Here is a 23,230-nt window from a genome sequence, read left to right as displayed (position 1 = left end):
CTCGGTTGACCCGACCGCGTCAAGTCCTGACTCGAACTTTTCTTGGTCGGACCCCGAGCACGCCACGACCACCATGCTGATGATCTGGCTTGGGGATTCCAGCAGACCGGCCGATGGCACCGCTGTCGCGGCGCTCCACCCGCCCGGCTCCTGCCGGCTTGACTACTTTAGCCGGGCCGTTTCGCAACCGCAAGTCCTTGAGAACTTTGGTCGCTGGACAACTCGGACCCACTCCTGCGTCAGCAAGTAGATCTCGCGGAACCGGCCGGTTTCCGTCCGGTGCCCCGCGGGCAGCGAGAAAATTACGCGCCGGGTGGGATCAACGTCAAATCGGCCCCTGATGTTCCCGGTCACGCCACCTCGCGGCGGATGACCCCGTCCTTTCGCCCTTCCGGTCCACGCAGTTGAATGGGCATATGAGCCCGGCGTACACCGGCACGTCCACGTCCGGACAGGGCGTCCAGCCAACGGCCACGATGGCCGCGGACGAAGGCCTCCTCGCCACCGTCGCTCCGATCTGGCAGATCGTGATCGGCGGGTGCGTGCTGGTCGCCCTCGTCGCGGCGTCCGCCCGGCTCGCTCGCCGGGGACGCTCACGGATGACCACCGCGCTCCTGATCACCGGACTCGCCATTGTCGGCCTCGCCGTTGTCGGCGTGCTGACCGGCGGGCGTTGACCGGGACCGCAGCACGTCGTAGGAGTTACAACACCGTGGCCTGGGAGATATTCCGCGCGGCACGCCCCGGACACCTGCCAGACAGACGCTCACCTCACGACCCACCGGGCCACGGGAGTACAACGCGGTGACGTCCTGGATATTCCGATGCGGTGCGTAAGGGATCCGGACGTACGGACCTTCGCCGATCATGCGGTCCCGTGGCTGCTGCACGAGCCGGTACGGCACAACGTGCTCGCCACGACGGTGCAGAGCCGGCTGGACGGTGGGCACCGGGAGGCGCCGGACTCGATCTGGGTACGGGTGCTCGACGAACGGGAGCGGCTTGCCGCAGTCGCGGTGCGGGCCCCGCCGAGGGCGCTGCTGCTGTCGGGCATGTCCCCTCCCCCGGCTCAGGCGCTGGCCGATCACTTCGCCAGCTGCTCTGTCGACGACGTGGGACAGCGCCTTCCCGCCGTCGACGGCCCGGCTGACGCAGCCCTGGCGTTCATGGTGAGGTACCGGGAAGCGACCGGCGCTCGAGTGATGCCCGGCCTGGGGACCCGCGCGTACCAACTGCGGCGGCCGCTCCCGCCGGCGGGCGTACCGGGACGGCTCCGTGAGGCCACGGACGCCGATCGGGCCCTGATCGTACGGTGGGTGCACTGGTTCACCGCCGAAGCGCTGCCCCAGCAGCAGCCGTCCGACCCGGCCGCCGGCGTCGACGACCGGCTCAGGCACGGCCGGATGATGTGGCTGTGGGAGGACCGCGGCGCCCCGGTGTCATTCCTGTGGCTGTCACCGCCCACCGCGGGCGTGGTCCGGATCAGCACCGTCTACACGGCACCGGCCGCGCGCGGGAGGGGGTACGCCAGGGCCTGCGTGGCCGCGGTCAGCCGGCGCGTACTCGACGCCGGCGCGACGGACTGCATGCTCTACGCCGACACGGCGAACCCCACCAGCAACGCGATCTACCGGCAGATCGGATTCCAGCCGGTCGACGACGCGCAGGAGTGGCTGTTCAGCTACTCGTGAGCCGGCGGTTGGCGAGGCTCGGCAGCTCCGCGCGGACGGTGGCCAGCCGGTCGAGGTCCAGGTCCGCGACCGTGACGCCGACGACGTCGGGCGCCTGGGCCAGGACAGTCCCCCACGGGTCCACGATCATGCTTCGTCCGTAGCAGGTCCGCCCCGGGTCATGGTCGCCGATCTGACCCGCGGCGACGACGTAGCACTGGTTCTCGATCGCGCGGGCCCGCAGCAGTACCTCCCAGTGGTCGCGGCCCGTGTGCGCCATGAAGGCCGCGGGCACCACCAGGACGTTGGCGCCGCTGGTCGCCAGGCGCCGGTACAGCTCGGGGAAGCGCAGGTCGTAGCAGATGGACAGGCCGACGCGGAGATCCTCAACCGCCGCGACGACGGTCTCGGTACCAGGCGCCACAGTGCGTGACTCGTGGTACGAGACCCGGCCGGGAATCTCCACGTCGTACAGATGGATCTTGCGATAGACCGAGGCGAGCGCGCCGTCCGGCCCGAAGACCAGGGACGTGTTGTACGTGCGCTCGGGGTCGGGGCCGACCTCGTGGAAGGAGCCGGCGTGGATCCACATCTCCAGCTCACGGGCGGCGTCCGCGAAGAACCCACCGAACTCGCCGTCGACCGGCTCCGGCTTGGGCGCTCCGCGCGCCGGGCCGAGGTAGTCGACGTACTCGGGGAGCACGGCCAGCTCGGCGCCGGCCGCAGCCGCACGGTCGAGCAGGTCCCGAGCCACCCGCAGGTTCTCCGCGCGGTCGTCACGCGCGTTCAGCTGACACACCGCCACCCTCATGGCTTGCAGCCTATGCGGGTGACGGTGATGGCCGCGAGGCCGAAGACCGGCCCGGTCAGGCCGACTTCTCCTCACGCTGGTGCCGCCGGACGGCCTGACGCGCGAGGTCGCGCGGCACGATCGTCGGGATGACCTTCTCCAGCACGACCTCGCGGGTGATCAGCACGCGCCCGATGTCGGGATTGCTCGGCACCTCGTACATGACCGAGAGGAGAACCTCTTCCATGATCGCGCGGAGACCGCGAGCGCCGGTGCCCCGCAGGATCGCCTGGTCGGCGATCGCCTCCAGGGCCTCCGGCGCGAACTCCAACTCGACCCCGTCAAGCTCGAAGAGCCGCTGGTACTGGCGGAGGAGCGCGTTGCGGGGCTCGGTGAGGATCCGGACGAGCGCCGTGCGGTCAAGACTGCGCACGCTCGTAATCACCGGGAGCCGGCCGATGAACTCGGGGATCATGCCGAACTTGAGCAGGTCCTCCGGCATGACCTCAGCGAAGATGTCGTCGAGATTGCGCTCGGAGACCGACCGGAGGTGGGCTCCGAAGCCGAGGCCCTTCTTGCCGACCCGCGACTCGATGATCCGGTCCAGACCGGCGAACGCCCCACCCACGATGAACAGGACGTTCGTGGTGTCGATCTGGATGAACTCCTGGTGCGGGTGCTTGCGGCCGCCCTGCGGCGGCACGTTGGCCACCGTACCCTCGATGATCTTCAGGAGCGCCTGCTGCACGCCCTCACCGGAGACGTCACGGGTGATCGACGGGTTCTCCGACTTCCGCGCGATCTTGTCGACCTCGTCGATGTAGACGATGCCGGTCTCGGCGCGGCGGATGTCGTAGTCGGCCGCCTGGATCAGCTTGAGGAGGATGTTCTCGACGTCCTCGCCCACGTAGCCCGCTTCGGTGAGCGCCGTGGCGTCCGCGATGGCGAACGGCACGTTGAGCATCCGGGCGAGCGTCTGGGCCAGGTGGGTCTTGCCGCAGCCGGTGGGGCCGATCAGGAGGATGTTGGACTTCGCCAGCTCGACGTTGTCGCCACCGGAACCACTGGCGGAGTCCGCCTGGATCCGCTTGTAGTGGTTGTAGACGGCAACCGCGAGAGCCTTCTTGGCCTGCTCCTGACCGACCACGTACTGGTCGAGGAAGGAGCAGATCTCCATCGGCTTCGGCAGTTCGTCCCACTTGACGTCGCCGGACTCAGCGAGCTCCTCTTCGATGATCTCATTGCACAGGTCGATGCATTCATCGCAGATGTAAACACCCGGACCTGCGATGAGCTTCTTCACCTGCTTCTGCGACTTCCCGCAGAAGGAGCACTTGAGTAGGTCGCCACCGTCGCCGATCCGTGCCACCTACGTATCTCCCTGCCCTCACGGCCGGACCCTTGTCCGGTCTTGCCCAATGCACCGGAACACCCGGCGTCTTCGGCCTCCTGGTGCCAGCCGCTGCCTCGACGTTACCCGGTTGCGGGCGCTTCTCCGACCCCTGCATGTGCGGTGTCTTGATCCTTGCCGTCCGACCGCGGGCGGATCGCCCGTGATTTGGCCGAACGACCATCAGCGGCGCCCCAATGGGTCGACACCGCCGATACGACGGAGCCGGACGAACCGACCCCTTCAACGCTGATGGTACCGGTCAGGAGCCCTCCGACGAGAGGGTCAGGCACCCGTTTCGCCGCCCAATTCCACGGCACCGCCCCTGGGGCGAGCGAGGGGCGGATCGCCACCGGCGTCCGCCCCTCACCTGCTCTTGTCAGCGCGCCGGTGCCAGCGCGGACTTCTTGCGGCTGGCAAGCACCTGGTCAACCAGGCCGTAGTCCTTGGCCTCCTCGGCCGTCAGGATCTTGTCCCGATCAATGTCCTTACGGACCTTGTCCGACGTCTGCCCGGAGTGCCGGGCCAGCAGGTCCTCCAGCAGCGTCCGCATCCGCAGGATCTCGCGCGCCTGGATCTCGATGTCGGACCCCTGCCCGTAGCCGCCCTCGGTGGCCGGCTGGTGGATGATGATCCGCGAGTTGGGCAGCGCCATCCGCTTGCCCGGCGTGCCCGCCCCCAGCAGGACGGCAGCCGCCGAGGCAGCCTGGCCCAGGCAGACGGTCTGGATGTCCGGACGCACGAACTGCATCGTGTCGTAGATCGCCGTCATGGCGGTGAAGGAGCCACCCGGCGAGTTGATGTACATCACGATGTCGCGGTCGGGGTCCATCGACTCGAGCGTCAGCAGCTGCGCCATCACATCGTTGGCCGACGCGTCGTCGATCTGGACGCCGAGGAAGATGATCCGCTCCTCGAACATCTTGTTGTACGGGTTCATCTCCTTGATCCCGTACGACGTGCGCTCGACGAACGACGGCAGGATGTACCGGTTGTGAACTTCGCGCATGCCCGAGGACAGGCTCAGGTCAGTCATTGTGCTTCTCCTCAGTCCCGGGTCCCGGCGCCGGCGGGCACCTGGCGAGCCCCGGACACAACGTGGTCGATGAAGCCGTAGTCCAGTGCCTCCTGGGAGGTGAACCAACGGTCACGGTCGGAGTCGGCCTCGATCTGGTCCTGCGGCTGGCCGGTGTGGAACGAGACCCGCTCCTGGAACATGCGCTTGGTGTAGAGCATCTGCTCGGCCTGGATCGCGATGTCCGACGCGGTACCGCCGATGCCGCCGGACGGCTGGTGCATCATGATCCGGGCGTGGGGCAGGGCGAACCGCTTGCCCTTGCTGCCCGCACACAGCAGCAGCTGTCCCATGGAGGCAGCCAGGCCCATGGCGACCGTCACCACGTCGTTACCGACGAACTGCATGGTGTCGTAGATCGCCATACCGGCGGTGACCGAACCGCCCGGTGAGTTGATCCAAAGGTTGATGTCGCGCTCCGGATCTTCGGCGGCCAGCAGGAGCAGCTGCGCGCAGATCCGGTTGGCGACCTGGTCGTTGACCTCACTGCCGAGCAGGATGATCCGCTCCTTGAGCAGCCGGTTGTAGACCGAGTCGTCGAGAGCGCCGAGGCCGGCGTCGGCCCCTCGGGCGACCGGGGTCGCTGGAATGTGAAGGTCGGTCATGGCAGCCCTTCGGGAGAGTCCTTGATATGCCGACACTAACCGTTGAGATCGACGCGGACGTCCGGCCGAGCGCATTGTTCGCTCTGAGCGCACCTGCCCGCCGTTCCCGTGGATGAAACACGTCGCACCCGCCGGGGCGGGTGTGACGTGGTCAAATGTCAGCTCTAGTGGTCGTGGTCGTGGTCGTGCTCGTCGCCCTCGCCGGCGGAGCCACGGAGGTCGTCGAGGGACAGCGCGTTGCCCGCACTGTCAGTGATCTTGACCTGCTCCATGACCCGGGCCAACGCCTTGCCGCGACGGACGTCACCGAAGACGGCGGCGGCCATGCCCGACCGGACGAGCTGGTCGTAGTACTGCTGCGGCGAGACGCCGGCGCGCTGCGCCCGGTGGACGATCTCGTGGCCGAACTCGTCGTCGGAGACCTCGACCTGCTCGGCGTCCGCGAGGGTGTCGAGGACGAGCTGGATCCGTACGCCCTCGACCGCGGCGTCGGACAGCTCCTGGTCGATGTCGTCCTGGCTCTTGCCCTCGGCCTCCAGGTACTGCTCCATCGACGCGCCGATGCGCTGGAGCTGGTCGTTCATCGCCTCCTTGCGCTGCTCGACCTCCTCGCGCACGACACCCTCGGGCGCCGGCACATCCGCCGCCTCGACGATGGCCTTCAGGGCCTTGTCCCGGGCGTCGTAGAGCTGCTCGACCCGCTTGACCCGCTCCAGCCGGCTGCGAAGGTCCGCACGCAGCTCATCCAGCGTGTCGAACTCGCTCGCGAGCTGGGCGAAGTCGTCGTCGAGCTCGGGAAGCTGCTTCTCCTTGACCGTGCGGACGGTCACCGCCACCTCGGCCTCGCGGCCGGCGTACTCGCCGCCGACGAGCTCGGTGGTGAAGGTGTTCGACTCGTCCGCGGACATGCCCACCAGGACGTCGTCCAGGCCCGGCAGCAGCTGACCGCTGCCCACCTCGTGCGAGACGTTGGTCGCGCTGCCGCCCGGCACCTCTTCGCCGTCGACCGTCGCGTTCAGGTCGAGCTGCACGTAGTCGCCGTTGGCGGCGGCCCGCTCGACGGTCTTGAGCGTGGCGAAGCGGTCACGCAGGCCGCCGAGCTGCTCGTCGATCTCCTGGTCACCGATCTGGATCTCGTCGACGGTCACCTCGATGTCATCGAGGTTCGGCAGGGTGATCTCCGGGCGTACGTCGACGTCGGCGGTGAACTTCAGCGGCGCGCCGTCGGTGAACTCGGTGATCTCCACCTCGGGGCGGCCGAGCGTCTTGACCTCGTGCTCCCGTACGGCGGCGAGGAACTGGGTGGGGATGGCGTCCTGCACGGCCTCGTTCAGCACGGCGCCCCGGCCCACCCGCTGGTCGATCACGGCGGTCGGCACCTTGCCGCGCCGGAAGCCGGGGATGGTGACCTGCGAACCGATCTCGCGGTACGCCTTCTTGAGGCTCGGTTCGAGCTCGGCGAACGGCACCTCGATGGCCAGCCGCACGCGGGTCGGGCTGAGAGTCTCGACGGTGCTCTTCACAGGTGCTCCTCGTATGTGACGGATGGGGCCGCATCGGCCGCAAAAAGTCTAGGCGAGCCGCGCCAAGGTGGTTACGGGCGGGCTGGCACCCCGCCGGCGGGGGACCGCCGGCGGTCTCGGTCGGGGTGGCGGGATTTGAACCCACGGCCCCTCGCTCCCAAAGCGAGTGCGCTACCAAGCTGCGCCACACCCCGGTGGCGACGTGAAGTGTATGCGTTCCGGTCACCTCGCGTCGCGCCGCCCGTCCTCCTACGACCGTCTCCCGCCCCGCTACCACGATCACGCCCCGCCAACCCCCGCGCACGGGGGTGTCGGCATTCGGTACTCTTGGTCGCGCCGCGCATGTCGCGCGGCGACGCGGGCGTAGCTCAATGGCAGAGCTTCAGTCTTCCAAACTGACGGTGCGAGTTCGATTCTCGTCGCCCGCTCCACGTACCACGGCCCAGGCAACCGGCACGATCGCCGGACCTGGGCCGTTGTCGTCAGGACGTGCCGCTCAGCCAGCCGTACAGACTGACCACCCACGGCGTCTGCTTCAGGTAGGCGATCCCCGCCGCGACCAGGAACAGGCCGGTGACCGCGTGGGCGCCCCGGGCGCTGCGACGTACCCGGCCCAGCCGCTGCACCAGCACCAGCCGGCCCAGCAGCCGGATGACGACGAAGACGCCGGCCGCGACGACCAGTACCAGACAGAACGCCAGCAGCGGGACGCCCAACCGGCCGTGCGCGCTCGCCGCCCAGATGCCCCAGCAGATGAACGCGAAGAACGCCCCGATCCCGGACAGCTCCCAGCCGCGCTTCCACACCCCTGGCGCCTCGCGGGGGCGCTGCGGCCAGTCCGGACGCTCCTGGTCCGGTCCGACCATCGAATCGGTGGGGTCCATGCGCTTGGGCTGTGGCACGCTCGCCCGGCCGCGGATCTGCGGCGACGCCGGGCCCGTACCGGCCGGGGAAGCCGAGGTCGCCCCGGCGCCAGCAGGGGAAGCGGGCGCCGGCCCGGCAACGGCGGTGGGAGCCGGCGCGGGTGACACCGGTCGGGTCGCCGGTACCCGCTGCTGCTCGCCGGTGGGGCCGTCCAGCGCCCTGGTCGGGGGCTGGTGCGCCAGCTTGGTGGGTGCGGTACCGGCGGAGCCGTTCACCGCCGGCCCGGCCACCCGGGTGGCCGGTTGCTCGTGGCTACCGAGGGCGCCGCGCAGCTCGACCAGCTCGCGCTCCAGCTTCTCGATCCGCTGGAACGCGTCGGTCTCGGTACCGGCAACCGGCGGCCGCGGCCTGGCCCGGCCGATGATGCGCGCCGTCTCCTGCTCACCCCAGTCGACCCCGACGTCCGGGGTGTCGCTGCGGCGCACCAGGTCGGCGAGGCGCTCCAGCCACCCCGACAGCTCGAGCGTGCTCGGCCGGTCGGCGGGCCGGTCGGCGAGGATCTGGTGCAGGTGGTCGCGCAGCGCGGGCACCTGCTCCAGTACGTGGTGGCGCCGGAGCACGCTCCAGGCCGGCGGCGACTCCTCGCCGCCCGCGGACTGGCGACCGGGCTCGCGCGGGTACTCACCGGTGACCAGGAAGTAGGCGACGGCGCCGAAGCCGTGCACGTCGTACGCGGGTCCAACCTGGGAGACGCCGCCGAAGGCCTCCGGGCCACCGGACTCCGGCGTGTACGCGATCTGGGTGATCTCCTCGGGCCGCCAGTACCGGGCCCCGGTGAAGTCGATCAGCTTCACCTCGCCGGTGGCGAGCACCATGACGTTGGACGGTTTGACGTCCATGTGCAGCACCGGGGTGGCCCCGGACTCCTGCGGGTGGTGCAGCGCGCGCAGGACGCCGGCGAGCGTGGCCAGCGCGGTGACGGCGTTGAGCCGGCGGGCCCCGTCTGCCAACCCGGCCCGGTTGACCACGTACTCGCGCAGGTTGACCCCGTGCAGGTAGTCGTACACCTGGTAGGGCACCGCGTCGCCGTCTTCCGGGGGCTGGCCCGGGCGGTGCGGCGGTGGCCCGTAGAAGCCGTCGGCCCGGCGGCAGATCGCCTGGACGCCCCGGTTGTTGAGGTCCATGAGGGCGGCATCGCCCTTGTCCCAGGAGCGAAGCTCGTCGACGAGCGGTCGGCGCGGGTCGACCCGGAAGACCTTGACCGTCAGCGGCGCGGACGTCACTCCCCCGCACAGCCGTACGGCACGGTACACATCGGCCTGTCCCCCGGAGCCGAGGTGCGCCACGAGCTGGTACCGCTGGTACGTCTCCGGCAGCGGACCGGCCGGACCACACACGAGATCCAGCAACCGCGTACCGTTCGCAGTCATCCAACCTCCCCGAAGCGAACCTCAGCGTAGCGGTCCGGCAAATGCCTCGCGGTCGACAGGCGGGACGGGTAGACAGAGCCGGTGACCACTGACCCGTACCGCCTGCGCACCCTCGAGTCGATCGACGACTTCCACGCTGCCTTCGATGTTCTCCGGGCCGCGTTCGGGGAGGACTTCCCCGAGGCGGAACTCGAGGGGAACCGGCTGGTCTTCGAGCCGACGCGGTCCCACGTCATCGACCACGACGACGGGACCGTCGCGCACGCCGGGGTGTACACCCGGGAGGTGACGGTGCCCGGCGGCGTCGTGCCGGCGGCCCACGTCACGCTGGTCGGAGTCCGCCCCACGCACCGCAGGCGGGGCCTGCTGACCCGGCTCATGACCCACCAGCTGCGCCAGATCCGTGAGGGTGGCGAGCCGATCGCGATGCTGTGGGCCAGCGAGGGCCGGATCTACCAGCGGTTCGGGTACGGGCTGGCGGGCATGCGCCACCTGCTCACGGCCGACAAGCGCGAGGTACGGCTGAACCGGTCGGCCGACCCGGCGGCGGGCCGCCTGCGCGACAGCACCCCGGAGCAGGCCAGAAAAGACCTACAGCAGGTGTACGAGCGGGTGCGCGCCGAGCGGCCGGGCTGGTCGAGCCGCGACGAGAACTGGTGGGGTCGCCGGCTGGCCGACCCACCGAGCCGCCGGCAGGGCTGCACCGAGTGGCGGGCGCTGCTGTTCGAGTCGCACGACGGCCCGGACGGGTACGCGCTGTGGCGGCGCAAGGGCGACTGGGACGAGACCGGCCCGAAGGGCAAGGTCCAGGTGGCCGAGGTGGTCGCCGTGACGCCCGAGGCCTACCTGGCGCTGTGGGAGTTCCTGTTCTCGGTCGACCTGACCCGGACCGTCCAGTACGGGTTCGGCGCGACCGACGAGCCGCTGCGTTACCTGGTCAACGAGCCCCGGGCACTCGGCGAGCGGGTGAGCGACTCGCTGTGGGTACGGGTGGTGGACGTGCCGGCCGCGCTGTCGGCCCGCCGGTACGCGGCGCCGGTCGACGTCGTGCTGGAGGTCACCGACGCCCTGCTACCCGACAACGCCGGCCGCTGGCGGCTGACCGGCGACGCGAACGGTGCGACCTGTACCGCGACGACGGACGCGGCGGACCTGGCGTGCGACGTGGCCGACCTGGGGGCGCTGTACCTGGGTGGGACGGCGCTCGGCGCGCTGGTGGCGGCGGGCCGCGTACGCGAACTGCGTCCCGGAGCCGTCACCGCGACCGCGGCGGCGTTCGGCTGGCAGCGCCAACCGTCGGCGCTGGAAATCTTCTAGGGTCCGGGGATGGGGACGGAGCGGCGCCGCCGACGGACAAGGCGACAACGGCCCGGCGAGGCGACCGGCCCTTCGGCCGGCGCGCGACAGGCAGGTGGGCAGGGCAGCGGCCTGGCCGGCGAACCGGCAAGCGGGCCGGTCATGGAGCCGGTCAGCGGTCCGGCCCCCGGGTCCGGTGACGCGGGTCCGGCGGCGCCCGGGGTGACACCGCGCGTCGCCACGCCGAACGACCTCGCCGAACGGGGCGGCGCGTTCGCGATCACCGCCGAGGTGGCCGATCCCGAGGACGACGAGCCGGAGGCCGGTACCGCCCGGAAGCGCCCGGCCGCGACCGGCGGGCGCGGCGAGCCCGGCAGCGGGCGCGGCGAGCCCGGCAGCGGGCGCGGCGAGCCCGGAGGCGACAAGAGCGACAAGCCGGAGTTGACCGGGGATCCGGCCGGTCCCGGGCGGCTGACCGACGAGGCGCAGACCGAGCGGGGGCTGCGTGGCCTCGTCGGTGGCGGCTCGTCGCAGGTGAGCATCGGGGCGGCGCTACGGGCCCGGGACGCCGCACGGCCGACCGAGGCCGACCTGGTGGCGGCCGAGGAGGAGTTGGTCATCGTCCGCCGCGGCTGGGTGCCCCGCGAGGACCTGCCGCCCCGCTCCCCCCGCCATTGATCCTGAACACCTGGGCCGCGTGTAGCCGGCCCAGGTGTCCAGGTTCGATGAACTAGGGCAGTGGGGGAAGCTCGTGGGTCTTCTCGTACTCGGCGATCTGGGAGATCCGCCGTACGTGCCGCTCGCCGCCGGAGAACGGCGTGGTCAGGAATGCCGTGACGATCTCGGTCGCCTCGTCGAGGGTGTGCATCCGGGCGCCGACCCCCGCCACGTTGGCGTCGTTGTGCTCGCGGGCCAGTCGCGCCGTCTCGACGCTCCAGGCCAGCGCCGCGCGTACGCCGGGGACCTTGTTCGCGGCGATCTGCTCGCCGTTGCCGGAGCCGCCGACCACCACCCCCAGTGAGCCGGGGTCGGCCACCACCCGGGCGCCCGTGTGCAGGCAGAAGGCCGGGTAGTCGTCGTCGGGGTCGAAGCTGGACGGCCCCACGTCGACCACCTCGTACCCCTGCGTGCCGAGGTGGCTGGCGAGATGCACCTTCAGTTCGTAGCCGGCGTGGTCGGAGCCCAGGTAAACGCGCATGCGACAGAGTCTTTCACCAGAGGATCAGGCCCGCGCACGAGCCAAGCATCAAGATCGTGCCGATCACAAGGACGATGAGGATCGTCACGGACGGCGGCAATGCGGTGACCGCCCGTACCAGCGTGGCCGCGCGGCCGCTCGGTACGGGCGTCTCGGCCGCCTCCGCGGAGCGGGCGGCGCGCCACCCGTACAGCACACGGCGCCGGTCGAACATCAGCGCCGCCGCCGCGTACAGCCCCAGACCGACGGCGAACACCGCCAGCGTCAGGATGAAGCTCATGCACAGACCCCCAGGTCCACTCGATGAAGCGGCCTGGGTATATCACGCCTCACGCCTCGGCCGCGAGATCGGCCACTACCAATCCGGCCCGTGCCTTGGGCGTGAACCAGGTGCTCTTGCGGGGCATCTTCTGCCGGGCGAGATTGACCGCCACGAAGTCCCCGACCGTCACCGGGGCGATCAGCACGGCCAGCTCCGCGCGGCCGGAGTCGACCTCTCCGCGCAGCCAGTCGGCCGGATAGTCGCCCCCGACGTAGGTGATCCGCTTGTCCCCCGGCTCCAGACCGAGGGCGTCGCCGAGCAGGTGCCGCTCGACGAGCGCGTGGTCGAGGTTGTCCACCGCGCTGTCCGAGCCGGCTGTGGGCAAGGTCACCGCCCAGGCGCCGGCCGCCGTGTACAGGTGCACCACACCACCCTGGTTCGGCACCTCGGTCGTACCGGCCAGCGGGGTGACCGTGGCGCCGGCCGCCGCCAGGCGCGCGACCAGGTCGGCGGGGGCCATCCCCAGCTCGCTCACGAGCCGGTTGTACGGCTGGATCGCCACCGAGCCGGGCGTCGTCACGACCGCGAGGAAGCGCGGCAGGCCGGCGGTCTGGGCGGCCAGGCTGCGGTGGTTGCCGTCGGCTACCACCAGCTCGCCACCGCCGGCCAGGTCCAGCAGCCGGTCGCGGGTGGTATCGGCGCCGAGCGCCCAGATCTCGTGGGTACGGCCGGCCGGGTCGACGTCACTGGCGGCCGGCGCGCCGGCCTCGGCGATCGCCGAGGCGAGCGCGGCGTGCAGGTCGTCGCCGCGCGCGGTCTGGAGCAGGAGTACGGGTGAGAGCAGGTGGCCGGTGGCCTGCGCGAGCGCGACCCGCTCGCGGACCTTCTCGAGGAACACGTCCTCGTTGCGGATGACCAGGCCCGGCTCGTCGGCGCTGGTGGAGATCTGCGCCGTCTCGACCATCGTCCACAGGCCGTAGCCGCGCGAGCCTTCGGGTGAGGTGATCCGGTACACGACGGCGACGTCGTCGTTCTGCGCGTAGTGGCCGTCGGCCTTGGCCGTGGCCAGCCGCGCGACCGCGTCGGGCAGGCAGTCGGCGAACGGCCGCCCCAGGCTCTCGGGCGCCCGGTGGGGCATCTCGACGGCGAGGGCGCTGGCCGGGTTGGCCGCGATGATCGCGGTGATCTCGGCGTCGTCGGCGAACTCGTCGTAGTTCTGCGCCGCGGTGGTCTGCCCGGCGCGTCCGCCGGTCGTCAGCCAGGCCCGGGCGATCGGGTGGGCGATCGTCATGGGCCGACGGTATCCGGTCGAGGAGCGTCGCTTCCCGCGCGGGGTGCGCCGCTCAGACCGCCGAGAGGACTACGCCGCGTGGGCCGGGCGCCGGTTGCGCAGCCGCCGGTGCAGGCCGGGCGTGATGAACCGGCTCGTGGCGTCGTCGGGCGCGGCGTGCCGGGGACCGTAGGCGACCGGCGCGCTGTTGTCGCGCGGCGTGCGCCCCGAACCGGCCGACGCGCCGTTCTCGTGGCGCGACCGGACGGTGGTCGGGGCGAACGCCTCGGCCGAGACGATCACCGGCGGGGCGAGCAGCGCGGCCACCTCGGCGGGCAGCCCGGCGGACCACGCGCCCTCCCGTACCGACCAGCAGGCGCGGGGTCGGCTGCCCTCCACCTCCTCGGCGGAGACGGTTACCTCACTGGGCGCCGGATCCATGCTGGTCGACACCGGTCCTCCTCATGCGCGAAAAGCGGAAAGCCTCCGCCGAGGAGTAACGATGCGCGATGAGCGGACGTGACGCACACCACGTCGAGAAATGCGACAGTGGCGGATTACTCAAATGACGGCGGGACGTCGCGCGTCCGCTTCAGCTCGAAGAATCCGGGGGTACCGGCGACGAGCAGAGTGCCGTCCCACAGCCGGCCGGCCGCTTCGCCCTTGGGCGCCGGCGTGACCACCGGTCCGAAGAAGGCGATCTGCTGTCCGTCGGGTCCGGGTACGTGGATGACCGGCGTGCCGACGTCCATCCCGACGGGCCGCATGCCCGCCTCGTGGCTGGCCCGCAGCGCCTCGTCGTACTCGCTGGACTCCGCCGCGGCGGCCAGTTCGACCGGCAGGCCGGCGTCCGCGAGGGCCGCCTCGTACAGGGCCCGGCCCCGCTCCTCCTTGCCGAGGTGGATGCGGGTGCCCATGGCGGTGTACAGCGGACGTAGCGACTCGTTGCCGTACTTGCGCTCGGCGGCGATCGCCACCCGGACCGGCCCCCAGGCGGTCTTCAGGAACTCGCGGTACTCCTCCGGCAGTTCCTCGCGGTTCTCGTTGAGGACGGCGAGGCTCATCACGTGGAAGCGGATGTCGACCGGGCGTACCTGCTCCACCTCGAGAAGCCAACGGGAGGTGATCCAAGCCCAGGGGCAGGCCGGGTCGAACCACATATCGGCGGTGACGCGCTCGGTCACGGCGACTCCTCACGATTTTCAGGTATGACAGGCGGTGGCGCTCCTTACCGATCCTCACCCCACCCGGTGCGCGCGGCGAAACTAACGTAACGTGACCTGCGCCACTTCGTGGCCGACAACCAGTTGTGAAAAGATCGCTTCCCAGCCGCGACCCGGACCATTGGGGCGGCGATCGCACCGAATACAGATGGAGACGACAACCGTGGCCGGAGTTCGAAACCTCAGGCAGGTGGAGGCCGCCGAGCGGGCCCGCCTGCTCGACGTCTCGGCGTACGACATCAGCCTTGACCTCACGGACGGCGCCGGTTACCCGGGAGAGGGCACCTTCCGCTCGGTGACCGAGGTCCGCTTCACCTGTCGCGAGCCCGGTGCGACCACGTTCGTCGAGATCGCCGCCGACTCGCTACGCGGGGCCACCCTCAACGGCGAGCCGCTGGACGTCTCCGACTGGGCCGCCGACTCCGGGCTGGTGGTGCCCGGCCTGGCCGCGGAGAACGTACTGGTCGTCGACGCCGACTGCGCGTACTCCTCCACCGGCCAGGGCCTGCACCGCTCGGTCGACCCGGTCGACAAGGAGGTGTACCTCTACAGCCAGTTCGAGACGGCCGACGCGCAGCGCGTGTTCGCCTGCTTCGACCAGCCCGACCTCAAGGCCGAGTTCACCTGGCACGTGACTGTTCCCAACCATTGGCGTGTCGTGTCGAACATGCCCATCGAGGATGAGTCGGTCGGACCAGGGTCGGGTGCGGCGAAGCTTGTCCACTTCGCGCGCTCGCCACGGATGAGCACGTACGTCACGGCGATCTGCGGCGGCCCGTACCACGAGGTGCGCGACAGCCACGACGGCATCGACCTCGGCGTGTTCTGCCGCGCGTCGATGGCCCGGTACCTCGACGCCGACGACATCCTGCTGATCACCAAGCAGGGCTTCGACTTCTTCCACCGCGAGTTCGGCGTGCGGTACCCGCTGGCCAAGTACGACCAGGTGTACAGCCCGGACTTCAACGCCGGCGCGATGGAGAACTTCGGCTGCGTCGTGCACGCCGAGCAGCACTACATCTACCGCAGCCCGGTCACCGACTACGAGTACGAGCAGCGGGCCAACACGATCCTGCACGAGATGGCCCACATGTGGTTCGGCGACCTCGTCACCATGCGGTGGTGGGACGACCTGTGGCTCAACGAGTCGTTCGCGGAGTGGGCCAGCCACTGGGCCAACACGTCGGCCACCCGCTTCACCGACGCCTGGACGACCTTCCTGTCGGTACGCAAGAACTGGGGGTACCGGCAGGATCAGCTCTCGTCGACCCACCCGGTGTACTGCGAGATGCCCGACGTCGACGCGGTCGAGGTCAACTTCGACGGCATCACGTACGCCAAGGGCGCGAGCGTGATCAAGCAGCTCGTCGCGTACGTGGGGATCGAGCCGTTCCTGGCCGGCCTGCGCGCCTACTTCAGCCGGCACGCCTGGGGCAACGCGACCTTCGACGACCTGCTCACGGCCCTCGAGGCGGCGTCCGGCAAGGAGCTGCGCAAGTTCGCGGCACAGTGGCTGGAGACGGCCCAGGTCAACACGCTACGCCCGGAGATCATCCTCGCCGGTGACGGCACGTACGAGTCGGTGGCCGTGCTCCAGGACGCGCCGGAGCGGTACCCGACGCTGCGCACCCACCGCATCGGCATCGGGCTGTACGACCTGACCGAGGACGGGACGCTCACCCGGCGCGAGCGCATCGAGGTCGACGTGGACGGGGCCCGTTCCCTGATCCCGCAGCTCGCCGGGGTACCCGCCGCCGACGTCCTGCTGCTCAACGACGACGACCTGACGTACGCGAAGCTGCGGCTGGACGAGCGCTCGATGGCGACCGTGGTCGACCACATCGCCGGCTTCGACAACCCGCTGGCCCGGGCGCTGTGCTGGGCGGCCGCGTGGGACATGGTGCGCGACGGCGAGCTGGCCGCCCGCGACTACGTCCGGATGGTCGTCGCCGGGCTGCCCGGCGAGCAGGACATCAACCTCGTCACCGCGACGCTCGCCCAGGCCCGGTCCGCGCTGGCGTTCTACACCGACCCGGCCTGGGCCGCCGAGGGGCTGCAACTGCTCAACGCCGCCGCCGAGCGGGCGCTGGGCGCCGCCGAGCCTGGCGGCGGCTTCCAGCTCGCGTGGGCGCGTACCTTCGCCGTCTCCGCCCGCCGGGAAGAGCAGCTCGCCGTGCTGGCCAGCTGGCTGCGCGGCGAGAACGTACCGTCGGGGCTGGTGATCGAGGCGGATCTGCGGTGGAGCCTGCTGCACGCGCTGGTCGCCAACGGTGCCGCCGGACCGGACGAGATCGAGGCCGAGCTGGACCGGGACCGGACCGCCAGCGGTGAGCGGCAGGCGGCGCTCTCCCGGGCGCTGGTGGCCACGCCGGAGTCGAAGGCGGAGACCTGGCGCCGGCTGGTCTCCGACAGCCACCTGCCGAACTGGCTGCAGCGGTCGATGCTGCAGGGCTTCCAGCACCCGTCGCAGACGGAGCTGACCGCGCCGTACACGGCGGAGTACTTCCGGGTCGTGGACGACATCTGGGAGACCCTGGACAGCGAGCCGGCGCAGGACTTCGTGGCGCTGGCGTACCCGGCCTATCAGGTCAGCACGGAGACGGTGGCGCTGACCGACGACTGGCTGGCCCGCGAGGGTACCCCCGGCCCGCTGCGGCGACTGGTCGCCGAGGGGCGCGACGGGGTGGTGCGTGCCCTACGGGCGCGCGCCAAGGACGCCGACGCGGCCTGAGACCGCGGACGAAAAGGGCCCCCGCCGAGATCGGCGGGGGCCCTTTTAGTATCAGTCTCAGCTTGCTGCCTTGCCTGCCTGGTTCGCGAGCTGGGCGATCCCGGTGACGACGCCGCCGGCCAGGTCGCCGCCGCCGAACGCCGCCGCCATCGACAGCGCGGCCAGCTTGGCCGAACGGTCCGGGATGCGCTTGCGGGCCGCGGCACCGGTCACGACCTCGAGCATCCGCTGGTTGGGCGACACCACGATCAGGACCGAGTGGTCCGGGTTGGTCAACTGGCCGTGCAGCTTCTCGGCATGACCGCGTACCGGTTCGTCGAGGTCACCCACGTACACGCTGAAGGTCAGGCCGGTCGTCCGGTCGGCCACCCGCAACGCCTCGTCCAGCCGCAACAGCTGCCGGGTGTTGAACGGACCGTCGAGGACCTCTGGACGTCCGGTCACCCGGTTGTCCTGCTCACCAGCGGTCACTTGCGCCTCCAGTCGCGCGCTCCTCGGCCGACTTGCGGGCGGACCACTCCGTCGCGGGGCTCGAGCCACCAGCGGGCAACGCGGTCGCCGCAGCGGCGCCGTGCAGCGCCCTGTGCTCGTCGGGGCCCTGTTCGGTCAGCCGCTCCGGCGAGGAGAGGAACCAGACGGGCCGGAACTCGAAGGGCCGACCCGGCCGGTACCGCTTGCCACGCCGCACGTCACCGGCGAAGACCAGGCCGGTGATGACCAGGATGACGAGAGCCGGTATGCCGACGTAGATGAGCACCGTCTCCATTATTGACAAGCCAACGCCCCCGGCGTCGAAGGGACCATATGCGGACCTCACGTTAGCGGCTGGCGCATGCTACTCCGCGACGGGGGTGCCGGAAACCCCGAAGAGTGCCGACCGGGGAGGGCACGCACGAGCGGGCGCGCCTCCCCACTACGGTGCCCTTCCCCACTACGGTGCCCTTCGTGAAGGATCTTCATGCCGCGGCCCGGGCGCTGGACGCCGAAGACCCGCTCGCGACGTACCGGGAGCGCTTCGTCATCGCCGACCCGGACCTGGTGTACTTCGACGGCAACTCGCTCGGGCGGCTGCCCGTCACCACCGGGCAGCGGCTGGTCGAGGCGGTTTCCCGGGAGTGGGGCGGTGAGCTGATCCGCGGCTGGGACCGCTGGATCGGGCTGGCCCGCGAGGCCGGTGACGTGCTCGCCACCGGCGTGCTCGGAGTCGATCCCGGCGAGGTCGTGCTGTCCGACTCGACCAGCGTCAACCTGTACAAGCTGGCCGCCGCCGCGCTGGACGCCCGGCCGGGCCGGAGCGTGATCGTCACCGACGACGACAACTTCCCCACCGACCGGTACGTGCTGGCGGGGCTGGCCGAGACGCGCGGGCTGACCCTGCGGGTGGTCGAGACCGACATCAACCAGGGGCTGGACCCGGCGCACCTGCGGGCGGCGCTCGACCCCGACGTCGCGCTGGTGTGCCTGTCGCACCTGGCGTACCGCTCGGGCGCGCTGGTCGACCTGGTGGCGGTGACCGAGGCCGCGCATGAGGTGGGCGCGCTCACGCTGTGGGACCTGTGCCACTCGGCCGGGTCGGTACCGGTACCGCTGCGCGAGGCCGGCGCGGACCTCGCGGTGGGCTGCACGTACAAGTACCTGAACGCGGGGCCGGGCGCGCCCGCGTTCCTGTACGTACGCGCCGACCTGCAGTCCCGGCTGCGCCAGCCGATCTGGGGCTGGTTCGGCCAGCGCGACCAGTTCGCCATGGGTACCGACTACGACCCGGTCGAGTCGGTCGAGCGGTTCGTGGTCGGTACCCCGCCGGTGCTGGGCGGGTACGCCGTCCTCGAGGGCGCGTCGATCACCGCGGCGGCCGGTATCGGGGCGATCGCGGCCAAGGGCGCGGCGCTCACGTCGTACGCGATCTCGCTCTTCGACGCCTGGCTGGCGGCGGAGGGCTTCGAGCTGGCCACACCGCGCGAGCCGGAGCGGCGGGGTGCGCACGTCACGCTGTACCACCCCGAGGCCTGGCGGATCTGCCAGGCGATGAAGGCGGCGGGCGTCGTACCGGACTTCCGCACCCCGGACCGGCTGCGGATGGGCTTCGCCCCGCTGTACACGCGGTTCGTGGACGTACACGAGGGATTTGCGCGGCTGCGGGAGGTCATGCGGTCGGGCGGGTGGACGCGGTTCCCGGCCGAGCGCGGCCGGGTCACGTAGGCGCTACGCGACCTCGGGCAGGTTGAGCCAGTCCGACCAGCGGGGATCGGGCGTGCGGTGGCCCAGCACGCGCCACGCCGTTCCCTTGGGGGCGGCGGGCGCGGCGTGCAGCCGCCAGCCCAGCTCGTTCGGCGTCCGGTCGCCCTTGGTGTGGTTGCATCTGGCGCAGGCGGCGACGACGTTGTCCCAGGCGTGGGCGCCACCTCGGCTGCGCGGAAGGACGTGGTCGATCGTCTCTGCCGCCCCCCGGCAGTAGGCGCACCGGCCGCCGTCACGCGCGAAGATCGCGCGCCGGGAGAGGCCGACATGGGTGCGGTAGGGCACCCGAACATACCGGGTCAACCGCACCACGGACGGGACTGGCAGCTCGGTCCGGACGCTGTGCAGCGTCCCGTCACCGTCGCTGACACACACCGCCTTCGCGGATAAGACAAGGATTGCGGCCCGCCTGACCGACACGACACACAGCGGCTCGTACGTGGCATTCAGAACCAGGGTGCTGCCGACTGTCAGTCGTATGTCAGGCATCGCTGCCGCCCTCCTAGGGTGAAGCGGTCTCCCGTCGTCGCCTCGACCTGTCCTGGCGCCAATCGTCCCCGATAGATCGCCAAATTGCACGCGCTAATCGGGGGGGCCTCGGGGTGAAGCTCTACCCACTCGGACCGCCGCCTCGCCCACAGGAGAGGGTCGCGGAGGGGGAAGTTAGCCGAGAACGGGTGATTTGCCGCCATCTGCGGAACGTTCCCCATCACTGTTCCGGGGGGCCGTGCCGCGGCGGCGCGGGCGATGCGGTACGAAACTATCCCGTGACCCCCCTTCACCAGATCGCCACGGCGGTCCGGGCCAATGCCGTGCTGGCCGCGTCGCCGTCGCCCCACCCGACGCCGAGTTGCCCGCAGGCTCCCGTGTTGTGCGGGTGGGTCTTCGACAAGACCGGGCAGGCCTGGCTCGCCGAGGGCAGCTACCTGTTTCTGCTGAAGCCGCTGCGGATCGTGCTGATCGTCGCGCTGGCGATCCTGGCGCGGACGTTGATCCACCGCACGATCAACCGGCTGGTGCGCACGACCAACGGCTTCAACGGCTCCGGCTCCGCCCCCGCGCTGCTGCGGCCGCTGCGCGAGAAGATGCCGGCCACCCTGTTACGCGACGCGGTCGCCCTGCCCGAGCGGCGCCGGCAGCGGGCGGAGGCGCTCGGCTCGGTGCTGCGCAGCATCGCGTCCGCCGTCATCTTCGTGATCACGTTGATGCTCGTGCTGAGCGAGCTCGGTCTCAACCTCGCACCGCTGCTGGCCAGCGCCGGAATCGTCGGCCTCGCCGTCGGCTTCGGCGCGCAGAACCTAGTCAAGGACTTCGTGGCCGGCATGTTCATGCTGCTGGAGGACCAGTACGGGGTGGGCGACGTGGTCGACGCGGGCCAGGCGAGCGGGACCGTCGAGGCGGTGGGGCTGCGCATCACGACGATCCGTGACGCCCAGGGCGTGGTCTGGTACATCCGCAACGGCGAGATCACCCGGGTGGGCAACAAGAGCCAGGGCTGGGCGCAGGTCGTGGTCGACATCCCGGTCGGGTTCGCCGGCGTGCGCGAGGCGGCCGAGATCCTGCGTACCGCTGCGGCGAAGCTGGCCGACGACCCGCAGTGGAGCGACGATCTGATCGACCCGCCGGAGGTGCTCGGCGTGGAGCAGATCACCGCCGACGGCGCGGTCCTGCGCACCACCGTGAAGACGACCTCCGAGTCGCAGTGGCGGGTCGGCCGGGAACTGCGGCGTTGCCTCACCGACGCGCTGGACCGGGCCGGCATCGCGGAACGGCTCGGCGCCGGACGGATACTCCTGCACCCCGCCGGCGGCGCCGTGGACCAGCCGCCGCCACCCACCGCCACTCCGGCCGGCACGGCCGGCCCCGCGGACACCGGGCAGCACAGCGGCGAGAGCGGACTCGGTACCGGTTCCCAGGTCTGACCCGCCGAAATCCGGAGGTTTTTCAGCTCTGACGACGTCGCGGCGCCGACCTGTATGGCTATAGCCGTTTTGCGCAATACCGCTGGCAACCTTCGGATGAGGGCTCGCGCGCCGGCCGGTTGCTGAGCTATGGTCCGTTCGTTCAGGTCCGACGACAACATCACCCTTTCGGCTGAGCGCTCTCTCCCGGAAGGGACGACAGCGACGTCGGCCGCCGCCGCACCGACTGGACGCCATGTCGGACCGGACCTTGGAGGACCCACCGGTGTCCGAGCCGGATCTCGTCGATCGTCCGGCGACTTTCCGCGACGTTCTGGCGAACGGTGAATTCCGAGCGGTCTTCTATGCGGGTGGGCTGTCGGCCTTAGGCGACTCGATGGCGCGGGCCGCCGTGACGGCCCTCGTCTACCAGCGCACCGAATCCACGCTGATCGCAGCGGCCACCTTCGCGATCAGCTTCCTGCCGTGGTTGGGGCTGGGCCCGATCCTCGCCGCGCTGGCCGAGCGGTACCCGTACCGGCGGACCATGGTCCTCTCCGACCTGGTGCGCATGGCCACCATGGCCTTGGTCGCCATTCCGGGCGTGCCGGTGCCCGTCCTGCTGGTCCTGCTGTTCGTGACGGCGCTGTTCGACCCGCCGTTCCGGGCCGCCCGGTCGGCCCTCACCCCACGACTGCTCCACGGTGACCGATACGTGCTGGGCATGTCCCTGATGGACACCAGCGCCCACCTCGCGCTCATCACGGGATACTTCGCCGGCGGCGCCATCGCGGCGTACCACCCCCACATGGCGGTGCTGTTCAACGCGGCCACGTTCGGCATCTCGGCGTGTGTCATCGGCCTGTGGGTCCACCACCGCACCCCGGCGCTCGCGCCGGACCAGCGCAGACACCTGCTACGGGAGACCGCCGAGGGCATCGGCGTCGTGTTCGGCAGCCGGGTGCTGCGGGCCATCACGCTGATCGTCTTCTCCACGGTGCTGTTCGGGGTCGTCCCGGAAGGTCTCGCCGCCGCCTGGGCAGGTCACCTCACCGGGAACGAGCACGACCGCGGCTGGATGCAGGGCTTGATCATGGGCAGCACGCCGGTCGGCTTCATCGCGGGAAGCCTCCTGATCAACCGTTTCGTCGGGCTCTCGACGCGTCAGCGGCTCATCCGCCCGTTCGCGGTCGTGGCGCCCCTCGCCCTGGCCGCCGCGCTCGCGGACCCCAACGTGTACGGGACCGCGGCGATCGCGCTGGTCAGCGGCTTCGGCGTGGCGGCACTGCTGCCCGCGGCCAACGGACTGTTCGTACAGGCCCTGCCCGACCACTTCCGGGCACGGGCGTTCGGCGTGGTGAGCAGCGGCGTGCAGCTCTGCCAGGGCGGGGCGGTGTTCCTCACCGGCGCGCTCGCCAACCGCTTCGACCTGCCGCTCGTGGTCGGCCTGTGGGGAGCCGGCGGCGTCGTGTTGATGCTGCTGGTCAGTCTCATCTGGCCCGGGCAGGACGCGGTGGCCAGGGCGATCGACCGGGCACGGCGCGGCAACGCCGGCGCGACGGTCCCCGAGCCCGCGCCGCGCGTACAGCCCCCGCGGACCGACGAGCCGTTCGCCGGCCCCCGTGCCGGTGAGACCACGGGACCGATCGCCGCGCCCCGTACCGGCGAGACCGCCGGGCCGCCGCTGCCGACCGCCTCGCACTGAGGCGCACCGGCGCCTCGGCGCCCGCGCTGCCGAGATCGGCGCTGAGTTCACACCCATTC

22 protein-coding genes and 2 tRNA genes are annotated in these 23,230 nt (G+C 70.9%); 9 read left to right on the top strand and 15 right to left on the bottom strand.

What is annotated here, in order from left to right; translation table 11 throughout:
* The first annotated feature begins 416 nt into the window (after positions 1-416).
* Complete coding sequence (locus tag Pme01_RS25695; protein WP_203935861.1) at positions 417-677, top strand: hypothetical protein; 261 nt, start codon at positions 417-419, stop codon at positions 675-677.
* A gap of 147 nt (positions 678-824) precedes the next feature.
* On the top strand, positions 825-1,691 hold the full coding sequence (locus Pme01_RS25690; protein WP_168117518.1) for a GNAT family N-acetyltransferase: 867 nt from the start codon (positions 825-827) through the stop codon (positions 1,689-1,691).
* On the opposite strand, the gene Pme01_RS25685 is transcribed toward Pme01_RS25690, so the two are convergent.
* The 6 genes from Pme01_RS25685 to Pme01_RS25660 all read right to left on the bottom strand — a co-directional run bounded on the left by Pme01_RS25685 (position 1,678) and on the right by Pme01_RS25660 (position 7,247).
* Entirely contained in the window at positions 1,678-2,481 is an 804-nt protein-coding gene (locus Pme01_RS25685) for a carbon-nitrogen hydrolase family protein (protein ID WP_168117517.1), read from the bottom strand. The genes Pme01_RS25690 and Pme01_RS25685 overlap by 14 nt on opposite strands.
* A gap of 55 nt (positions 2,482-2,536) precedes the next feature.
* Entirely contained in the window at positions 2,537-3,829 is a 1,293-nt protein-coding gene (clpX, locus tag Pme01_RS25680; protein ID WP_168117516.1) for an ATP-dependent Clp protease ATP-binding subunit ClpX, read from the bottom strand.
* A 400-nt stretch (positions 3,830-4,229) separates the two neighbouring features.
* Positions 4,230-4,886, bottom strand: coding sequence for an ATP-dependent Clp protease proteolytic subunit (locus Pme01_RS25675; RefSeq protein WP_168117515.1), 657 nt, complete (start codon positions 4,884-4,886; stop codon positions 4,230-4,232).
* Between the two features lie 11 nt (positions 4,887-4,897).
* Positions 4,898-5,530, bottom strand: coding sequence for an ATP-dependent Clp protease proteolytic subunit (locus Pme01_RS25670; RefSeq protein ID WP_168117514.1), 633 nt, complete (start codon positions 5,528-5,530; stop codon positions 4,898-4,900).
* Positions 5,531-5,694: 164 nt separating this feature from the next.
* Positions 5,695-7,053, bottom strand: coding sequence for a trigger factor (gene tig / locus Pme01_RS25665; protein WP_168117513.1), 1,359 nt, complete (start codon positions 7,051-7,053; stop codon positions 5,695-5,697).
* A gap of 120 nt (positions 7,054-7,173) precedes the next feature.
* Positions 7,174-7,247 (bottom strand) — tRNA-Pro (locus Pme01_RS25660).
* Between the two features lie 163 nt (positions 7,248-7,410).
* Here Pme01_RS25660 and Pme01_RS25655 point away from each other — a divergent pair.
* A tRNA-Gly gene (locus tag Pme01_RS25655) sits at positions 7,411-7,484 on the top strand.
* Between the two features lie 51 nt (positions 7,485-7,535).
* Here Pme01_RS25655 and Pme01_RS31865 read toward each other — a convergent pair.
* Complete coding sequence (locus Pme01_RS31865) at positions 7,536-9,347, bottom strand: protein kinase domain-containing protein (RefSeq protein WP_168117512.1); 1,812 nt, start codon at positions 9,345-9,347, stop codon at positions 7,536-7,538.
* Positions 9,348-9,428: 81 nt separating this feature from the next.
* Between Pme01_RS31865 and Pme01_RS25645 the strand changes: the two genes are divergently transcribed.
* Both Pme01_RS25645 and Pme01_RS31950 read left to right on the top strand, forming a co-directional pair.
* On the top strand, positions 9,429-10,664 hold the full coding sequence (locus tag Pme01_RS25645; protein ID WP_239088461.1) for a GNAT family N-acetyltransferase: 1,236 nt from the start codon (positions 9,429-9,431) through the stop codon (positions 10,662-10,664).
* A gap of 270 nt (positions 10,665-10,934) precedes the next feature.
* Complete coding sequence (locus Pme01_RS31950) at positions 10,935-11,321, top strand: hypothetical protein (protein ID WP_420850539.1); 387 nt, start codon at positions 10,935-10,937, stop codon at positions 11,319-11,321.
* 52 nt (positions 11,322-11,373) lie between these two features.
* On the opposite strand, the gene Pme01_RS25635 is transcribed toward Pme01_RS31950, so the two are convergent.
* The 5 genes from Pme01_RS25635 to Pme01_RS25615 all read right to left on the bottom strand — a co-directional run bounded on the left by Pme01_RS25635 (position 11,374) and on the right by Pme01_RS25615 (position 14,557).
* Positions 11,374-11,841, bottom strand: a complete 468-nt coding sequence (locus tag Pme01_RS25635; RefSeq protein ID WP_168117511.1) for a ribose-5-phosphate isomerase — start codon at positions 11,839-11,841, stop codon at positions 11,374-11,376.
* Between the two features lie 13 nt (positions 11,842-11,854).
* Positions 11,855-12,121 (bottom strand): hypothetical protein, encoded by a 267-nt coding sequence (locus tag Pme01_RS25630; RefSeq protein WP_168117510.1) that lies wholly within the window; start codon positions 12,119-12,121, stop codon positions 11,855-11,857.
* A 49-nt stretch (positions 12,122-12,170) separates the two neighbouring features.
* Entirely contained in the window at positions 12,171-13,394 is a 1,224-nt protein-coding gene (locus Pme01_RS25625; protein ID WP_168117509.1) for a DUF1015 family protein, read from the bottom strand.
* Positions 13,395-13,463: 69 nt separating this feature from the next.
* The gene (locus Pme01_RS25620; protein WP_168117508.1) at positions 13,464-13,826 is read right to left on the bottom strand and encodes a hypothetical protein; all 363 of its coding nucleotides are present in this window, start codon (positions 13,824-13,826) and stop codon (positions 13,464-13,466) included.
* Between the two features lie 104 nt (positions 13,827-13,930).
* A complete protein-coding gene (locus tag Pme01_RS25615; RefSeq protein ID WP_168117507.1) occupies positions 13,931-14,557 on the bottom strand; it encodes a mycothiol-dependent nitroreductase Rv2466c family protein in 627 nt (208 codons plus the stop codon).
* A 187-nt stretch (positions 14,558-14,744) separates the two neighbouring features.
* Between Pme01_RS25615 and pepN the strand changes: the two genes are divergently transcribed.
* The gene (gene pepN, locus Pme01_RS25610; protein WP_168117506.1) at positions 14,745-17,327 is read left to right on the top strand and encodes an aminopeptidase N; all 2,583 of its coding nucleotides are present in this window, start codon (positions 14,745-14,747) and stop codon (positions 17,325-17,327) included.
* A 57-nt stretch (positions 17,328-17,384) separates the two neighbouring features.
* On the opposite strand, the gene Pme01_RS25605 is transcribed toward pepN, so the two are convergent.
* Both Pme01_RS25605 and ctaJ read right to left on the bottom strand, forming a co-directional pair.
* Positions 17,385-17,798: a DUF5130 family protein gene (locus Pme01_RS25605; protein ID WP_168117505.1), complete on the bottom strand. Its 414-nt coding sequence runs from the start codon at positions 17,796-17,798 to the stop codon at positions 17,385-17,387.
* Entirely contained in the window at positions 17,785-18,093 is a 309-nt protein-coding gene (gene ctaJ, locus Pme01_RS25600; protein ID WP_205864376.1) for an aa3-type cytochrome oxidase subunit CtaJ, read from the bottom strand. The genes Pme01_RS25605 and ctaJ overlap by 14 nt, the downstream gene beginning before the upstream one ends.
* 179 nt (positions 18,094-18,272) lie before the next feature.
* On the opposite strand from ctaJ, the gene kynU reads away from it, so the two are divergent.
* Complete coding sequence (kynU, locus tag Pme01_RS25595; RefSeq protein ID WP_203935860.1) at positions 18,273-19,526, top strand: kynureninase; 1,254 nt, start codon at positions 18,273-18,275, stop codon at positions 19,524-19,526.
* 3 nt (positions 19,527-19,529) lie between these two features.
* On the opposite strand, the gene Pme01_RS25590 is transcribed toward kynU, so the two are convergent.
* Positions 19,530-20,054, bottom strand: coding sequence for an HNH endonuclease (locus tag Pme01_RS25590; RefSeq protein WP_168117502.1), 525 nt, complete (start codon positions 20,052-20,054; stop codon positions 19,530-19,532).
* Positions 20,055-20,377: 323 nt separating this feature from the next.
* Between Pme01_RS25590 and Pme01_RS25585 the strand changes: the two genes are divergently transcribed.
* Positions 20,378-21,487 carry a mechanosensitive ion channel family protein gene (locus Pme01_RS25585; RefSeq protein WP_239088462.1) on the top strand — a complete coding sequence of 370 codons (1,110 nt, stop codon included), beginning with the start codon at positions 20,378-20,380 and terminating at the stop codon, positions 21,485-21,487.
* Positions 21,488-21,722: 235 nt separating this feature from the next.
* Positions 21,723-23,171: an MFS transporter gene (locus Pme01_RS25580; protein WP_239088459.1), complete on the top strand. Its 1,449-nt coding sequence runs from the start codon at positions 21,723-21,725 to the stop codon at positions 23,169-23,171.
* Positions 23,172-23,230 lie beyond the last annotated feature (59 nt).

The sequence above is a fragment of the Planosporangium mesophilum genome, assembly GCF_016863255.1.
Classification (GTDB): domain Bacteria; phylum Actinomycetota; class Actinomycetes; order Mycobacteriales; family Micromonosporaceae; genus Planosporangium; species Planosporangium mesophilum.
This window is presented reverse-complemented; position numbering and strand designations above follow the sequence as displayed.

Excerpts from the sequence above, each read along its gene's own strand:
- Pme01_RS25695 (WP_203935861.1), top strand. The coding sequence starts at position 417 with ATGAGCCCGGCGTACACCGGCACGTCCACGTCCGGACAGGGCGTCCAG.
- Pme01_RS25690 (WP_168117518.1), top strand. The coding sequence starts at position 825 with ATGCGGTGCGTAAGGGATCCGGACGTACGGACCTTCGCCGATCATGCG.
- Pme01_RS25685 (WP_168117517.1), bottom strand. The coding sequence starts at position 2,481 with ATGAGGGTGGCGGTGTGTCAGCTGAACGCGCGTGACGACCGCGCGGAG.
- Pme01_RS25675 (WP_168117515.1), bottom strand. The coding sequence starts at position 4,886 with ATGACTGACCTGAGCCTGTCCTCGGGCATGCGCGAAGTTCACAACCGG.
- Pme01_RS25670 (WP_168117514.1), bottom strand. The coding sequence starts at position 5,530 with ATGACCGACCTTCACATTCCAGCGACCCCGGTCGCCCGAGGGGCCGAC.
- Pme01_RS31865 (WP_168117512.1), bottom strand. The coding sequence starts at position 9,347 with ATGACTGCGAACGGTACGCGGTTGCTGGATCTCGTGTGTGGTCCGGCC.
- Pme01_RS25635 (WP_168117511.1), bottom strand. The coding sequence starts at position 11,841 with ATGCGCGTTTACCTGGGCTCCGACCACGCCGGCTACGAACTGAAGGTG.
- Pme01_RS25630 (WP_168117510.1), bottom strand. The coding sequence starts at position 12,121 with ATGAGCTTCATCCTGACGCTGGCGGTGTTCGCCGTCGGTCTGGGGCTG.
- Pme01_RS25625 (WP_168117509.1), bottom strand. The coding sequence starts at position 13,394 with ATGACGATCGCCCACCCGATCGCCCGGGCCTGGCTGACGACCGGCGGA.
- pepN (WP_168117506.1), top strand. The coding sequence starts at position 14,745 with ATGGAGACGACAACCGTGGCCGGAGTTCGAAACCTCAGGCAGGTGGAG.
- ctaJ (WP_205864376.1), bottom strand. The coding sequence starts at position 18,093 with ATGGAGACGGTGCTCATCTACGTCGGCATACCGGCTCTCGTCATCCTG.
- Pme01_RS25590 (WP_168117502.1), bottom strand. The coding sequence starts at position 20,054 with ATGCCTGACATACGACTGACAGTCGGCAGCACCCTGGTTCTGAATGCC.
- Pme01_RS25580 (WP_239088459.1), top strand. The coding sequence starts at position 21,723 with ATGTCGGACCGGACCTTGGAGGACCCACCGGTGTCCGAGCCGGATCTC.